This window comes from Woronichinia naegeliana WA131 (genome assembly GCA_025370055.1).
Lineage (GTDB): Bacteria > Cyanobacteriota > Cyanobacteriia > Cyanobacteriales > Microcystaceae > Woronichinia > Woronichinia naegeliana.
In genome coordinates, this window is record CP073041.1 from 4,489,862 (window position 1) to 4,505,086 (window position 15,225).

Annotated in this window: 16 protein-coding genes, 1 tRNA gene and 3 pseudogenes; 9 read left to right on the plus strand and 11 right to left on the minus strand. The window is 40.8% G+C overall.

Features of this window, described 5'->3' with window-relative positions:
- Positions 1-61 precede the first annotated feature (61 nt).
- Complete coding sequence (locus tag KA717_22715; GenBank protein ID UXE64754.1) at positions 62-445, plus strand: DUF1823 family protein; 384 nt, start codon at positions 62-64, stop codon at positions 443-445.
- 132 nt (positions 446-577) lie between these two features.
- On the opposite strand, the pseudogene KA717_22720 reads toward KA717_22715, so the two are convergent.
- Positions 578-2,137: pseudogene (locus tag KA717_22720) on the minus strand (hydantoinase B/oxoprolinase family protein).
- Between the two features lie 283 nt (positions 2,138-2,420).
- On the opposite strand from KA717_22720, the gene KA717_22725 reads away from it, so the two are divergent.
- Together KA717_22725 and KA717_22730 are read left to right on the plus strand one after the other, a co-directional pair.
- Positions 2,421-2,633: a hypothetical protein gene (locus KA717_22725; protein ID UXE58814.1), complete on the plus strand. Its 213-nt coding sequence runs from the start codon at positions 2,421-2,423 to the stop codon at positions 2,631-2,633.
- Positions 2,620-2,892, plus strand: coding sequence for a type II toxin-antitoxin system RelE/ParE family toxin (locus KA717_22730; GenBank protein UXE58815.1), 273 nt, complete (start codon positions 2,620-2,622; stop codon positions 2,890-2,892). Before KA717_22725 ends, KA717_22730 begins: the two co-directional genes overlap by 14 nt.
- 75 nt (positions 2,893-2,967) lie before the next feature.
- Here KA717_22730 and KA717_22735 read toward each other — a convergent pair whose 3' ends face one another.
- Together KA717_22735 and KA717_22740 are read right to left on the minus strand one after the other, a co-directional pair.
- Entirely contained in the window at positions 2,968-5,049 is a 2,082-nt protein-coding gene (locus KA717_22735; protein ID UXE58816.1) for a hydantoinase/oxoprolinase family protein, read from the minus strand.
- Positions 5,050-5,191: 142 nt separating this feature from the next.
- Positions 5,192-5,265, minus strand: a tRNA-Pro gene (locus KA717_22740).
- 429 nt (positions 5,266-5,694) lie between these two features.
- On the opposite strand from KA717_22740, the gene KA717_22745 reads away from it, so the two are divergent.
- Positions 5,695-5,952, plus strand: coding sequence for a hypothetical protein (locus tag KA717_22745; protein UXE58817.1), 258 nt, complete (start codon positions 5,695-5,697; stop codon positions 5,950-5,952).
- Between the two features lie 31 nt (positions 5,953-5,983).
- Here KA717_22745 and KA717_22750 read toward each other — a convergent pair whose 3' ends face one another.
- Positions 5,984-6,397: a PIN domain-containing protein gene (locus tag KA717_22750; GenBank protein UXE58818.1), complete on the minus strand. Its 414-nt coding sequence runs from the start codon at positions 6,395-6,397 to the stop codon at positions 5,984-5,986.
- The gene (locus tag KA717_22755) at positions 6,394-6,636 is read right to left on the minus strand and encodes a DUF2281 domain-containing protein (protein ID UXE58819.1); all 243 of its coding nucleotides are present in this window, start codon (positions 6,634-6,636) and stop codon (positions 6,394-6,396) included. The genes KA717_22750 and KA717_22755 overlap by 4 nt, the downstream gene beginning before the upstream one ends.
- Before the next feature lie 137 nt (positions 6,637-6,773).
- Here KA717_22755 and KA717_22760 point away from each other — a divergent pair, with 137 nt between their 5' ends.
- Entirely contained in the window at positions 6,774-8,054 is a 1,281-nt protein-coding gene (locus tag KA717_22760) for an ISKra4 family transposase (protein UXE64755.1), read from the plus strand.
- 170 nt (positions 8,055-8,224) lie between these two features.
- On the opposite strand, the gene KA717_22765 is transcribed toward KA717_22760, so the two are convergent.
- Complete coding sequence (locus KA717_22765) at positions 8,225-8,608, minus strand: four helix bundle protein (protein ID UXE58820.1); 384 nt, start codon at positions 8,606-8,608, stop codon at positions 8,225-8,227.
- 185 nt (positions 8,609-8,793) lie between these two features.
- On the opposite strand from KA717_22765, the gene KA717_22770 reads away from it, so the two are divergent.
- Positions 8,794-8,970, plus strand: coding sequence for a hypothetical protein (locus KA717_22770; GenBank protein ID UXE58821.1), 177 nt, complete (start codon positions 8,794-8,796; stop codon positions 8,968-8,970).
- On the opposite strand, the gene KA717_22775 is transcribed toward KA717_22770, so the two are convergent.
- Positions 8,954-9,832, minus strand: a complete 879-nt coding sequence (locus KA717_22775) for an ISKra4 family transposase (protein ID UXE64756.1) — start codon at positions 9,830-9,832, stop codon at positions 8,954-8,956. The two genes, KA717_22770 and KA717_22775, sit on opposite strands and share 17 nt — an antisense overlap.
- A gap of 275 nt (positions 9,833-10,107) precedes the next feature.
- Between KA717_22775 and KA717_22780 the strand changes: the two genes are divergently transcribed.
- A complete protein-coding gene (locus KA717_22780) occupies positions 10,108-10,338 on the plus strand; it encodes a DUF4277 domain-containing protein (GenBank protein ID UXE58822.1) in 231 nt (76 codons plus the stop codon).
- Between the two features lie 17 nt (positions 10,339-10,355).
- Here the strand turns inward: KA717_22780 and KA717_22785 are convergent.
- Positions 10,356-10,970 (minus strand): annotated as a pseudogene (locus tag KA717_22785) (ISKra4 family transposase).
- A gap of 147 nt (positions 10,971-11,117) precedes the next feature.
- Between KA717_22785 and KA717_22790 the strand changes: the two are divergent.
- Together KA717_22790 and KA717_22795 are read left to right on the plus strand one after the other, a co-directional pair.
- Positions 11,118-12,186, plus strand: a pseudogene (locus tag KA717_22790) (IS4 family transposase).
- A gap of 42 nt (positions 12,187-12,228) precedes the next feature.
- Positions 12,229-13,842, plus strand: a complete 1,614-nt coding sequence (locus KA717_22795; protein UXE58823.1) for an IS1634 family transposase — start codon at positions 12,229-12,231, stop codon at positions 13,840-13,842.
- A 330-nt stretch (positions 13,843-14,172) separates the two neighbouring features.
- On the opposite strand, the gene KA717_22800 is transcribed toward KA717_22795, so the two are convergent.
- From KA717_22800 to KA717_22810, 3 genes are all read right to left on the minus strand, one after another.
- Positions 14,173-14,592, minus strand: coding sequence for a PIN domain-containing protein (locus KA717_22800; protein ID UXE58824.1), 420 nt, complete (start codon positions 14,590-14,592; stop codon positions 14,173-14,175).
- Complete coding sequence (locus KA717_22805) at positions 14,589-14,792, minus strand: hypothetical protein (protein ID UXE58825.1); 204 nt, start codon at positions 14,790-14,792, stop codon at positions 14,589-14,591. Before KA717_22805 ends, KA717_22800 begins: the two co-directional genes overlap by 4 nt.
- Positions 14,793-14,901: 109 nt before the next feature.
- Entirely contained in the window at positions 14,902-15,213 is a 312-nt protein-coding gene (locus KA717_22810) for a four helix bundle protein (GenBank protein ID UXE58826.1), read from the minus strand.
- Positions 15,214-15,225 lie beyond the last annotated feature (12 nt).

A 15,225-nucleotide genomic window follows, 5' to 3' on the forward strand; every position in this document is an offset into this window, starting at 1 on the left:
TGAAGGGCGATCGCCTTTTAAAATATCGCTCAAAATTAAATATCAAAATAAGTTAAGGTAAATCAATCTTCCCGTGAACCATCAATTACCCCCTTTAAATATTGACACCATCTGGGCAATTCTTAACGAAACTATCAGCGATGAAACCGTTAATCACTTAGTTGCCTATTATTTGGGATATCGCTACGATACCGTTCACAATTGTTGGGATAATCATCAAGTTGCAGCCGATTGGCGTGAGGAGTATCCTGAACCCCCAGACTTTATCGGCAATCGTCCTCCGACGGTCAAGCTAACCCGCTCAATTCCACCAGAGTATAAACAATTATTAAAGCAAAAATTAGGATTTAAAGGCTATAAAATCGGGGAATTTGGCCCCCGTCAAACCCGTCGTGCTACGGCCGCTAATTGGCTGCTTTGTCATCTTCAATCCCATATTTCCTAGAATTTGTTCGTAAATCTCGAATTAAGTTAGTGGCTAAGAAGATGTTTGAAAAGTCAAAAGACCACCATAAGTAATGTGATAGCATAAACGCTCGATAAACCCAAAAAGTTATCAAGGAGATATGACAGACGCTCAGACCGAATCCAAATTTTCCACATTTAGAATTGCTGCCTTACCATAGCCGCCGCCGCCAGGTGTTTCAATGACAAAGACATCTCCAGGTTGCATGGTGACTGAAGCTGTATTTTTTAATACTTCGATGTTGCCATTTTGATATTCGACATAATTCATCCCAAGCGAGCCAGCTTCACCGCCTGCCATCCCAAAAGGCGCGATCGCCCGATGATTAGAGAGGATAGAAGCTGTCATCGGTTCTAAAAAACGGATCTTACGGGTGACACCCTTACCCCCAGTAAACTGACCTTGACCACCACTATGGGAACGAATCGAAAATTCTTCTAGCAGGACAGGAAAACGACTTTCCAACACTTCTGGATCGGTTAAGCGAGAATTGGTCATGTGAGTTTGCACAGCATCGGTTCCGGTAAAAGTAGGGCCAGCCCCCGAACCGCCACAAATCGTTTCATAGTATTGATACTGTTCATTGCCAAAGGTGAAATTGTTCATCGTTCCCTGGGAAGCGGCCATCACACCCAAAGCTCCATAGAGAGCATCGACAATTGCCTGGGATGTTTCCACGTTACCCGCTACGATCGCCGCCGGATAAACAGGGTTTAGCATTGAGCCTTCAGGAATAATGATGTTGAGCGGTTTTAAACAACCATGATTCAGGGGAATATTCTCGTCAACCAATGTGCGAAAAACGTATAACACTGATGACTGACAAACGGCGATCGGCGCATTAAAATTACTGGTTAATTGGGAAGAGGTTCCGGTAAAATCAATCGTTGCTGATCGCGCTTGAGGATTAATTGTAATTTTGACCTGAATAATAGTTCCATTGTCCATTGCATAACAAAAACTTCCATCTTTCAAGACCTCAATCGCACGGCGCACCGCCTCTTCGGCATTGTCTTGTACAAAATTCATATAAGTTTGCACCGTCTCTAAACCATAGGTTTTAACCATTTGGGTCAATTCTTCTACCCCCTTAGCATTAGCATTCACTTGGGCCGTTAGATCCGCTAAATTTTGGTCAGGATTGCGAGCCGGATAGGGGTGATTTTGCAATAATAAACGTAAGGCTTTTTCTTGTAATTCTCCAGCTTCAATCAATAAAAAATTATCGATTAAAATGCCCTCTTCTTCAATCCTTTGACTGTGGGGCGGCATGGAACCAGGGGTAATACCACCAATATCGCTGTGGTGTCCCCGTGAGGCAACGTAAAAAATAACTTCAGTTTGGGAGGGATTAAAAACAGGTGTAATAGCAGTAATATCGGGTAAATGGGTTCCACCATTGTAGGGATTATTGGAAATATAAATGTCGCCTGGTTTTAGGTTTTGACCCACTGCCTTAATAAGACTATAAATACTGGCAGACATCGAGCCTAAATGAACAGGAATATGGGGAGCGTTGGCAACAAGATTTCCCTGCTTGTCAAAAATGGCACAGGAAAAATCAAGGCGTTCTTTTATATTGACAGAAGTCGCTGTATTTTGCAGGGTAATTCCCATTTCTTCCGCAATAAATTGAAAGAGATTTTTGAAGATTTCTAGGCGAATTGGATCTGGTTTAAAGGAGGAACTCATACTTAATATTTCTTTATTCAAAAAGTATTTTGTAAGGATTTAAATCCTATTTTTCATATTTTTGAGACAATAAAAACTTAGTTTATTTTTGCTTTTTTCTCTATTTAGCAAAAGAAAAACAGGGTATTTTTACTAATATATAATTATGTTGATAGCATTGCACTATAGGCGTACTACTTATTTTGTATTTTATCGGGATAGGTAACGTTGCTGTTATTATACAGCTAATACTTTTTGTTGAAGTCAATAATCGAGGTCTAAAATGCTTGAGATCCCAAAACAGTACATCCTTGATGAACAACAACGACCCTTGGCGGTTCAGATACCTATTGCTGTCTATAATCAAATCGAAGAAATTTTGGAAGACTTTGGTTTGGCAAAATTAATGGAAGAAACCAAAAGTGATGAACGACTTTCTGGCAGTGAAGCCTTTTCCTATTATCAATCACTAAAAAAGTGCAATGTGGAAGATTGAATATACTAAACGATTTTTAAAAGAACTTGCCTCCTTACCCAAGCAGATTCAAAACCGAGTTGAAATCATTGTATTCCAAGAACTCACATCGGATAATCCTTTTAGTCTTGGATATATTGAAAAAATGAAAGGATATACAGATAAATATAAAATCCGTGTTGGCGACTATCGAATTGGTATAACTATTAATTCAGAGGTTAAGCAAATTATTTGTCAACGAATTGCCCATCGAAGAGAAATTTATCGGGTATTTCCCTAAGACTTCTTGCACAATAGAGTTTGATCCCCCTAAATCCCCCTTTTTAAGGGGGACTTTCTTAAATTTGCAAGAGGTCTAATGTCGAGTTAAAATAAGATAATTTCTGTCCGTTAACTTGGCCTTCCAATGCGGTTCCACAATAATTGTGCCAATTTTTTCTACAATGATAGCTGGCCCGATAATAGAATCCTCTGGCTCTAATTGCTCTCGTAAAAAGATGGGGGTTTGATGCCATTGATCTTGAGTAAAAATCTGAGTTTGCTCCACTGCTTCAGGAGGCGTTAAACGCGATCGCTGATGCTGCGGTTCTTCGGGTATGGCTGTCTGTTGTACCACTTCTACAGTAATTGAGTCCACCACTAATGGTTTATGGGGTTGAATAAAACCATAGCGCGATCGCTGTTCCTGCTCAAACATTGTTTTCATCAATTGCAGATCATCCTGAAAGTCAACGATTAAGGTAGAATCCGTCCCTTGATATTTCAGATGAAGTTGGGCCAAAGTGGTTAAAGAAGATTCTGAAAATTCTTCAGTGGTGTCTAGTTCCTGTTTTGCTTCTAGCATTAATTGAGTGATTGTTAATTTTAGTTGGTCGAGAATACTAATATCTAGAATTTTTTCCACCGAACTTTGTTTAATGACTCGTAAATCTGCTAAACCAATACCGTAGGCAGACAAAACTCCGGCAAAGGGATGAATAAAAATCGTTTTTATCCCTAATTTATCTGCAATTAAACAGGCGTGTTGTCCCCCAGCACCGCCAAAGCAAACCAGCGTATATGCTGCTGTATTATAACCCCTTTGTACAGAGATTTTTTTGATGGCATTAGCCATATTTTCCACTGCAATTTCAATAAAGCCAGCAGCGACTTTTTCTACGCTTAAAGAATAACCTATCTGTTGGGAAATTTCCTGAGAAAGTGCGGTAAAACCTTGCTGAACTATATTAGTATCTAAAGGTAAATCGCCAGTTAATCCAAACACCTGGGGGAAATAATCGGCTCGAATTTTTCCTAACAGAATATTAGCATCAGTAATACAAAGTGGCCCACCACGACGATAGGAACTTGGTCCTGGATTAGCTCCCGCCGAGTCTGGCCCTACTTGAAACCGTTGATTTTTAAACTGTAAAATAGAACTGCCCCCGGCTGCAACGGTATGAATAGCCATCATTGGCACTCGTACTCTAACTCCAGCAATTTCTGTTTCAAATTGACGTTCATATTCTCCTTTAAAATGGGCTACATCAGTAGAAGTTCCTCCCATATCAAAGGTCAGAATCTTTGTAAATCCAGCCCTCAAACTGGTTTTAACTGACCCTATAATGCCACCAGCCGGCCCGGACAATAAACTATCTTTTCCCTGAAAATTCTTAGCATCCGTTAATCCTCCATTAGATTGCATAAACATTAATTTAATACAAGACTTATCTGAAGAATTTAACTGACTAGTTACTTGCTCTACGTAGCGTTTTAAAATGGGAGATATATAGGCATCAATAACAGTTGTATCTCCCCGTGAAACCAATTTCATTAAAGGACTAACCTGATGGGAAATTGAAATTTGGCTAAAGCCGATCGCCTGGGCAATTTCTGCTATCTGTTGTTCATGCTGAGGATAACGATAACTGTGCATTAAAACAATGGCACAACCGCGAATACCGCTATTATAAATGGCTTGTAAATCCTGTTGAACTTGATTAATCCTAATGGGAATTAACTCATTTCCCTGAGCATCAACTCTTTCTTCTATTTCAATTACTTGCTCATAAAGCAATTCGGGTAAAATAATTTGACGCGCAAAAATATCGGGGCGATTTTGATAACCAATACGTAACGCATCTTTAAAGCCTTTGGTAATGACTAAAACGGTGCGATCGCCTTTGCGCTCTAAAAGTGCATTGGTACCAACGGTTGTGCCAATTTTGATGACTTCGATTTGGTCTGAAGGAATTGGCTCCTCTAGCGAGAGTCCTAAAATATCGCGTATGCCCTGAACAATCGCATCGGCATACTGTTCAGGATTTTCTGATAAGAGTTTATAGGTGATAATTTGATGATCGGGAGTAATGGCCACTAGATCGGTAAATGTACCACCCCGATCCGCAAAGAACTGCCAACGTTTTTGGGGTTTGGTTAAATCGGGAGCCCTAAACATAAGTCCTATTCAGCAAGGCGAGCAACAATAAAAAAATTTGAAAAAGGCGATCGCCTCATCACCTTTCTTATCTAGATTGATATTGATAACTACAACAATCTCACAACAGAGATCATTATGATGATCTAAAGAGGCTTTTTAATCGGAGCGGCGGGATTCGAACCCACGACCCCCACTACCCCAAAGTGGTGCGCTACCAAGCTGCGCTACGCCCCGAACACTGACAAGATTCCATTCTATAACGATATCGAGAAAATTAGCAACCCCCTCCTCAAAATTTGATCCATTCCCGTCCATCTGCCTCTCCGTATTTACTATTCACGACCACTATTTTTACTGGTTCATCGGTAGTTACTATGCTAAGTCATTTTATCAACTCCTAAAACCCTTGCTGTATAAGGCTTTCAGTTAAAACTGTCAGTTGATTTGGCATGAATTGAGTGTAAAGACAAGGAAACCCTTTCTTGGCATGGTTTCTGGAGTAGATAACCTCATATTTGGCATAACGAATACCGAAGAACCAAAAATACTACTCACTTTTATTAGGAAGTTGTTTGTTTGCTTCTACCACTTGATTAGAAATTTCATCTAATTTTCTGCTTGTAACCCCATCTTTTCAAAAATTTCCTACCTGTAAATAATTCGTTGATAGATTATCCTGTGAAATGGTACGATAGGGCTTTCGAGCTCGCGTTAGATGTAATCAACGAAAATTTTACAGCAAGAAAAGTTTTTGATTTTGTTCAATCTTTACAAGCCAATTCGCTTTTTCAAAAGTGGGATAATATTTCTGAGGAAGAATCTCAAGCATTACAAGCGGAATTTGCTCAAGAAGATATTGATTTTTCAGAGAATATTTTAGCAGATTATTTAGCCCATCTGAAAGAAGTGGAAGAAGGTTAAATGCGAGATGCTTTTTTTTATTTTAAATCAATTACCCAGAAAAGATAATCACAAATCCCTCTTGACTAAAGTGTTTATCATTGGTTAATACTTCAGAGATATTAAGATTTCTCATTACAACCATTGAAATACAATCGGTTAGACTATATCCTTTATCAGGTCGTTTTTTATAAAGTTCGATACTCGCTTGTCGCAATTCTTGATTATAAGAAATGAGTTGAATACTGGGATCATCAAGAATATTTTGATAAAGTTCTATAACCTTGCCGCGCATGATGTCTCCTTGTTTGGAGAAATGGGCAAAAATTTCATCAATGATACCGTCTGTAATTATGAGGGATTGCTTAGAGTTAGATTGGCTCCATTTTATCACTCTAGAATGCCAAGTATCTTTAGGACTCAGCAAGGCGATCCAGTAAAAGCTATCGGCAAAAATGATGTTCATAATTCGCGTTTTGGTGTGCCATAAATATAATGATCGTGTTGTTCGGCTCCATCGGTGGGGAGTTGATCAATGATTTCTGGCGGAACATCGGCCATAATTTCTTGGGCAATTTGCCAGATGGGTTTACGAGTTTCAGGATAATTTTTTGCTCGTATTGATATAAGAAAATTAAGAACTTCTTGGAGGAGAGGTTCGGGACTTTTTTCGATTTCTTGGAGTAGTTGTTCTTTGGTGGTCATGGGGAGATGGGGGGACTTGGGGACTGGGAGACTGGGAGACTGGGAGACTGGGAGACTGGGAGAGGGTGTGACCTTTAGTTGATGAAGGAAAAGAAAAGTGTTAACATGAGATGAAAAGTGACAAAGAGGAAACAATGATGACAGCAAAACTAATTAATGTAGAGGGTTCAAAGATAAAAATAGAACTAACATTAGAACTCAGTCGTTCAATGTTGGATACAGAAATAAATATTCAAAAAGGCTTAAACGAAGTAGGTTGCATCGCCAGCAAAGAAGCCTTGAAATATTTAGATACAGATGGTTCACCCTTAAAAATCGGTGAAGAAATCTGGAAGAGTAAGGGAGAGCAACCGAAAGAATATCAAACACCTTATGGTGAGGTTATAGTGAATCGTCATGTATATCAGCGTTCAGTAGGAGGAAAAACGTATTGCCCCTTAGAAAGAGAAGCAAGGATAATCATAACATCAACGCCATTATTGGCAAAACAGGTATCCTCAAAAATGTCAGGGATGGCAGGCAAAGAGGCGAAAAATGATTTATTAGAAAATCATGGTAGAAAAGTAGCGCTATCCTATATCCAAAGATTGAGTGAAGCAGTAGGAAGTGTGGTACAGGCAAAAGAAGAAGCGTGGAGTTATGCCCCGCCCAAGGAGGATAGCCAAATTGCAACAGTGGGAATAGGATTAGATGGAACCTGTATGCTGATGTGTGAGGATGGCTACCGTGAAGCAATGGTGGGAACCGTTTCCCTATACGATAGTGAAGGCGAACGTCAACCTACAATCTATCTAGGTGCGGCACCAGAGTATGGAAAAAAGAGTTTTCTAGAAAGATTAGAAAGAGAAATTGAGCGAGCGAAAAACCGTTATCCAGAGGCAACATTGGTCGGGATAGCAGACGGGGCAGAATCAAATTGGAAGTTTTTAGAAAAGCAAACGGAAGAACAGATATTAGATTTCTATCATGCCTCTGGTTACTTAGGTGCCTTGGCAGAAGCGTTGCATCCGAATACCGTGTCAAAACAAAAAGAATGGTTGACTGAAAATTGTCGAGAACTCAAGCATGAAAAAGGAAAAGCAGGAGAACTGCTAAATCTGATGAAAGAAGTCAAAGAAGAAAAAAGTCATTCTAAGAATCTTACCGAGAAACTACAAGCGGCGATTACTTATTACGAGAATCATCAGCATCAAATGGATTATGCTGAATACTTAGAGAAAAAGTATCCGATTGGTTCAGGTGTTACGGAAGCAGCTTGTAAGACGTTGGTCAAACAACGATTATGTTGTTCAGGGATGCGATGGAAGGAAAAAGGAGCAGGAATTATTTTGAGCCTACGAGCTTTGGTATTGACCAAGGAACGATGGAGTCAATTTTGGGCAAAACTTGATCAATATGGGTTCCCTGTAGAACCCTGATTACAACAGCTTTTATCAACTAAAGGTCGCACACCTGGGAGACTGGGAGACTGGGAGACTGGGAGACTGGGAGACTGGGAGACTGGGAGACTGGGAGACTGGGAGACTGGGAGACTGGGAGACTGGGAGACTGGGAGACTGGGAGACTGGGAGACTGGGAGATGGGGGGATTAGAGGAGCCAGTTTTTGGGGTCTTTGATCATGGTAACTAGACTGGCAAGAATTTGATTGTATTGGGCATAGATTTGTCGCCCTTGTTCGATGTCTAAATAGCCACATTTTACGGCAAATTTTAACCAAACTTGAACTTCGGCAGCCTCGGCTTCACTGTCACTTAATTTGGCAATAAAAGCAGATTGGTAACGGCGTTTTCTCCAAGCTTCGGCAAGATTCGCACAGACAGATCGAGAGGAGCGACGAATTTGATCGGTGAGAGAATAGCGTTCTTCGATAGGAAATTTTTTAGACAGTTCAAAAATTTCTATCGCTGCATCAAAAGCCATTTGATACACTCTTAAATCTTCATGGGTTTTGATTTTCTGGCCGTTTTCCATCGTAGTCAGACATTTTTTAGAAATATAACCCCCATCTTACAAAATTTCACCCCATCTCCCCGTCTCCCAGTCCCCCAGTCTCCCCCTCACCCCGTCTCCCTTGTGAATATTGAGATAGAAAATAAGTTATACTTTACCCATGATCACACCCTACTTGATTCGATATTAAACGGAGCGTTTTGATTATGACGACAATTAGTTTTAAGGAAAAAGTTCTTCAATCAGTTCAGGAAATGCCTCAAGATATTGGTATTGAAGATATTATGGAACATCTTTATTTTCTTTATAAGATTGAGCAAGGTTTAAAGCAAGTTGAAGCGAATGACGTGATTGGGTGCATCCCACTTAAGATAATACATTGACACTCAAAAGAGGAGAGTGATTGAGATAAGCACATCGTAGCCGAAGAATACGAGAAACATTATGAAGATGCCAACGTGCTCCCGACAATTTAACCCTAGCTCCCACCTGTTTAATCTTAGACTCCACATCACCAGAACCAATCACAATACCAAGCTGTTGATAGTATTGGTAATCAGGGATACGCTGATAATGCTTCGTCAAATAGGCTTGAAAATTCTTTGCCCTCTTGCTTTTGACTCCATCAAACGCATCTATTGCCTTGTTCACAAAACCCCGCCACAGTAAATGCTCCACTGCTTCTAGCCGTTTGAGAGAGCCACCCACTTTGAACAGATTCTCCTTGAGATGATACCAATCCAACACCTCTCGTCGTATCAGCCACGATTGAGTGGCGAAACTCTCTACCGCATTCCAGATTGCGGGATGACCATCTCCCAAAAAGGTCACTATTGGGGACAAAGGTTGAACATTGCTCCAATTCTTTAAGCCCTCTGGGTCTTGGAAAAAGGCTTCACAGACATTGCCATGAAGACTCACCAGTTTATAATCTCGCCACTGTCCCCCTTCCTTCTCCTCGCCCCGCAGACAAATCTTTCCCCCATCTATACTGACCCCCGCACTCTCTGACTGAGCTTGAGCTAAGGGCAGTTCTGTCCGTTCTACCAAGCGATGTAAACTGCTATGTCCTACTTTTATCCCCATCAACTCCTCTATATCTTCTTCTGCTTGTTGGTAGGATGTTTTCGCACTGGCTCTTAGACAGCATTTCTCTAAACCTGGACTTAAGACGATTTTTGGCGACACCTTTAGTTTTCTGGCTTGTTTTTGGCTTATTTCCACTTCTCCGACTAGGGTTTTGATTTTTCGCTTGTTTCCAGACCGTTTTTTTCCCCCTTCTGAAAAAAAAACTCCCCCATTGTTGGCCCCACAATTTCTAACATCTGGGTTCTGACTTCTACTTCGATGCTTCCAAAGTCCTTCTGTTTCTCTGGTTCCGTATATTTGCGCAGGATACGGGCTGATTCGGTGAGATGCTGTTTTAACCCATATCCCGTACTAATTTTGAAAAAATAAAAATAGATTCAAAAATAGCAACAGAATAGTTAAAATAAAAAAGCTAACAAACCGAGGAGAAAATGACCCAATTAAACGTTAAAAATCTCGACCATTTAGGAATAATCGCGGCCGTAGTTGATGAACTAGGTCTAGTGGATTATATCAATGAACAGTTACAAGAAAATGACCGTGCGAAAATCAGTGCGGGTCTGGTGGTTAAAGCCATGATTCTCAATGGCTTAGGATTTATTAATTCTCCCTTGTATTTATTCAGGGAGCATCTCACCTCTGCAATAAGTAGAAATACTTAACGAGGTAAATGAAAGAGTCAAAAAAGGTAATCATTTAAATAGGAACAGCGATGACGAAGGACTTGTGGTACATTGTCAGAATTCCAACTCGCACCAGTAATTTTAAGACGATGACCAATTTGTTTAACTTGAGATTCGACAGAGCCAGAGCCAATGGAAATGCCCTCTGCCTGCAAATAACCATAATTGACAATCCGATGTTTATGCTTGTTTAAATAAATGATAAAATTCTCAGCTTGAGGCTCTGACCATCCCTCAAAACAGGAGATAGCGGCATCCACTTCACCCGTCCAAAGAAAAGACTTGACCTCCTCAATTCGCTGGAATGACCCCCCAACTTTATAGAGGTTTTCAATTAAGTGATACCAGTCCAAAATTTCAATTCGCTCATGTTTCTGTCCTATCTCACGAAATAAGTTCCAGATACCATCATGTCCATCTCCCAAACAAATTAAAGGCTTAGCCAAAATTTGAGAATTAACCAAATCTAATAAAGCCGAGTTATCTTGAAAAAAGGCAGCTACCCCCAATTGATGAAAACTGACTCCTTTATAATCACGCCAAATTAAGGGTTCTCCCTTGGGAGTTCTGAGTCGTACCTTCCCACCATCTATGCTAATTTCTTCGACTTCTGTGTTAGAGCCCGTATTCCGTACTAGTCTTGAAAAAATAAAAATAGATTCAAAAATGGCTACAGAATAGCTAAGTACAGGACAAAAGGCTTGAAAAGTATACGAGAAAGGGGTTTCATGGAAGATGAACGTAATGTAAGAAAACCCATGAACCAATATAACGCATTGAAACAAGCCCTAAAACCCCATTTGGGATGGCATGGTGCCAGACTCTCCTTCCTAGCCTTGTTCTTACTCGCCCTCCTCAAAGTGAAAACGGTTAACCTTAAAGAATTGGCTCTGGGTTTTGAAGGTCGGGCATTGGTGGATTCTCATTACAAACGCTTACAACGCTTTTTCTCAGGATTTGAGCTGGATTACCATCACATTGCCCGTATTGTAGTCAGTTGGCTGGATATCCCTCAACCTTGGGTATTAAGTATTGACCGCACAACCTGGGAGTTTGGCAGTCATGGTTATAATATCCTCACTGTCGGCATTGTCCATGAAGGAGTAGCCATTCCCATCTTGTGGTGGATGCTTAGCAAGAAAAAGGGCAATTCTAACAGTGATGAACGAATGCGTTTTATCGAGGAGATGCTCAAGATTTTTCCCACCGCCCTGATTCGTTGTTTATGTGGCGACCGTGAGTTTATTGGTCAGGCTTGGCTTCGCTATCTTCTGCTCGAACCGCTACTGGCTTTCTGTCTGAGAATTCGGGCTACGGACAAGATTGAGCACAATGGCAAGCTTTTGGCCGCCAAAGTCATTTTTGCCCATCTTGCAAAAGAGTGAATCTCAACGTCTTCAAGGGAGTTGTCGGGTTTGGGGATATCCTGTTTCTGTAGAGGCTCTTCGCTTGCCTGATAATTCTCTACTCATCGTCATTGGACATCCCGATTCCCAAGGTCTTATTCACGATTATGCCCTGCGTTGGGGCATTGAAACCCTTTTTGGCATCTTTAAGACTCGTGGCTTTTGCTTGGAATCTACTCACTTTACTGACCCCAAGCGTCTTCGTAAGCTTTTGGCTTTACTGACTTTAGCTTTGGCTTGGTCTCTCAAAACTGGTCTAGCAATTCATCATCTTCATCCCATTCCCCTCAAGAAACATGGTCGCCTAGCGCAGAGTCTTTTTCGTCTTGGTTTTGACCATCTTCGTCATCTTGTTCTTAATCCTTCTCTACCCAATTTTTCTCTTTTTCTCGACTCCCTACATTTTTTGTCCTGTACTTAGACAGAATAGTTAAAATAAAAAAGCTAATAAACCCAAGAGAAAATGACCCAATTAAACGTTAAAAATCTCGACCATTTAGGAATAATCGCGGCGATAGTTGATGAACTAGGTCTAGTGGATTATATCAATGAACAACTAGGAGAAAATGACCGTGCTAAAATCAGTGCGGGTCTGGTAGTGAAAGCGATGATTCTCAATGGCTTAGGCTTTATCAACTCTCCTTTATATTTGTTCAGTCGTTTTTTTGAAGATAAACCAGTAGAACATCTTTTAGGAAAAGGAATAAAAGCCAGCGACCTGAATGATGACCGTTTAGGGAGAGTCTTAGATTTAATCTTTATGGCCGGCATCAGCCGTTTGTTTCTCGGAATTTGTCTAAAAGCCGTAGAAATCTTCAAAATAGTGATGAAAAGTTCCCATTTAGACTCCAGTTCATTATCGGTACAAGGGGAATATAAATTATCGGTGGAGAGAGAAGACAAAGAAAGCCAAATAATCCATATCACTCATGGCTATTCAAAGGATAAGCGACCAGACTTGAAACAATTTGTCTTGAATCTAGTCTGTTGGGGGGATGGCGACATTCCCGCTTTTCTCGAATTAGGAGATGGCAATCAAAGTGATAAAAAAGAGTTTGCTAAACTCTTGAAAAAGTTCAATGAGCAGTGGCAATTCGATGGTTTGTATATAGCAGATTCAGCCTTATACAGTGCCGATAACTTGCAAAAGTTAACCGGCATATACTGGTTATGTTCTGTGCCGAAAACGATTAGAGAAGTGCAGGATGCGGTCAGTCAATTAGCCTCGGAGCAATTCATCACAACTGATTTAGAGGGCTATCGTCTTACCTCCTTAGAAAGTGAATATGGGGGAGTCAAACAACGTTGGATAGTGGTAGATAGCGAGCAAAAAAAAGCTTTAGACCTCAAACAACTGACGAAGAAGACAGAGAAAGCAACGGCTCAAGCTCAAAGACAATTAGAACAATTACAGCGTCAGGAATTTGCTTGTCGGGAGGATGCTTTAACCGCCCTGAGCCGATGGGAGAAGAGTTTAGAATGGCATCTTCTTCAAGACCTAACTGTCGTCGAAAAATGTCATTACGGTCATCGAGGTAAACCCCGTCCCCATGAACAGCCCATTCGTCGTAGCTATCATGCCCAAGCCACTTTCAGCCTCAATAGTGCGAAAGTTCAAGCTTCAGAGCGGGCAGCAGGACGTTTTGTCTTGGCGACGAATCAGCTAGATGGAGACTCTTTGAGCGATGAGCAACTGCTTGTCCACTACAAGCAACAGCAAGGGGTAGAGCGAGGTTTTCGCTTCCTTAAAGACCCTCTGTTTTTGGCGTCCAGTGTTTTTCTCAAAACCCCTGAGCGGATTATGGCATTGAGTTTCATCATGGTGTTGTGTTTACTGGTGTACAGCTTGGGACAACGTAAACTGAGACTGGCTCTGGCAGAGCAGGAGGAGACTGTGCCTAATCAGTTGGGAAAGCCGACTCAGCGTCCGACACTGCGTTGGATTTTTCAGATGTTGAGAGGAGTTCATTGGGTTGTACTGGATAATTGTCCCCAAATAATCAATCTAACGCTTGAGCGAGAGAGGATTTTGCGCTTTTTTGGGGCTACTACTTGTCAGTATTATCTTTTGTCATAATGACTTTTCTTATTTTCTTTGTTCTTTTTTTATGTACGGAATGTGGGTTTTAACAGTGCTTTTTCTTCTGGGGGAATCGGTAACATACTTTTTTCGCTCATCAGTTTTTTTCCATTTTACCCCAGATTCTATGTACTACTTTGTCCGGGATGTATCCGACGTGATTTCTCATCAGGACGCAAAGCAAAATTTTAAACAATGGCACAAATAAATTGGACATCCCAAAATGGCACAAATAAATTGGACATCCCAAACATTACAAGATTTAGAGTTGATTATCTATTTTAAAAGCCTGAATAATTGATAATCCCATTTTCTTAAAATACTAGATTAAGAATCATTCCTCAATAAAGCGTTAAAACCTTCCTGTTGAAAATGGCGATCAAATGTCAAGACATCTCTGATATTTTGCTGTCTCATAATCAACATAGAAGCACAATCGGTCAAGCTATAACTTTTATCTTTTCTTTGGCGATAAAAAGCTAAGGCTTCAGCAAATAATTGAGGTGTTTGGGGAACAATTTCAACATTTTTATTTTGTTGTAAACCATCCACAATACTCAGCCCCGCTTGGCGCAAATACTCACCTCTACCGCATAGGGCATTGAGTAATTCCGTTAAGACCATTTCACTTGTCACCGAAGGAAAACGACCTCTATTGTTAGTAATTTGTACGGCTAAAAGATGTAAATCATCACGGGTGTCAACCAGAGCTTGAAGATAGGCTGTGTCCAGAAAAACTGTGTTCATTCCGCTTCATCTTCCTCCCTGGGTGCGCCGTACATATAATGTTCAAAGTTGCGGGCAAAGTCTTTCGGTAATTTGTTCCATTCTTCAATGGGGACTTGCTTACCAATTTCGACAATCATTTTCCAGAAGGGTTGTTCTGATTCGTCTAGTTCCTGATCGGCTGTGTTATCGGGGATTGCTGTCGGTGTTGGGTTATCCATTGTTAGCGATTCCGTAATCAAACTAAAGGTTATTGAATATTATTGTAACAGAGATTTTTTGTGGGATGGGGGGGAGATGGGGAGACTGGGAGACTGGGAGACTGGGGGATTAGAGGAGCCAGTTTTTGGGGTCTTTGATTATGGTGACTAGACTGGCAAGAATTTGATTGTATTGGGCATAGATTTGTCGCCCTTGTTCGATGTCTAAATAGCCACATTTTACGGCAAATTTTAACCAAACTTGAACTTCGGCAGCTTCGGCTTCACTGTCACTTAATTTGGCAATAAAAGCGGCTTGGTAACGGCGTTTTCTCCAAGCTTCGGCAAGATTAGCACATACAGATCGGGAGGAGCGACGAATTTGATCGGTGAGAGAATAGCGTTCTTCGATCTTCGATAGGAAATTTTCTAGACAGTTCAAAAATCTTTATCG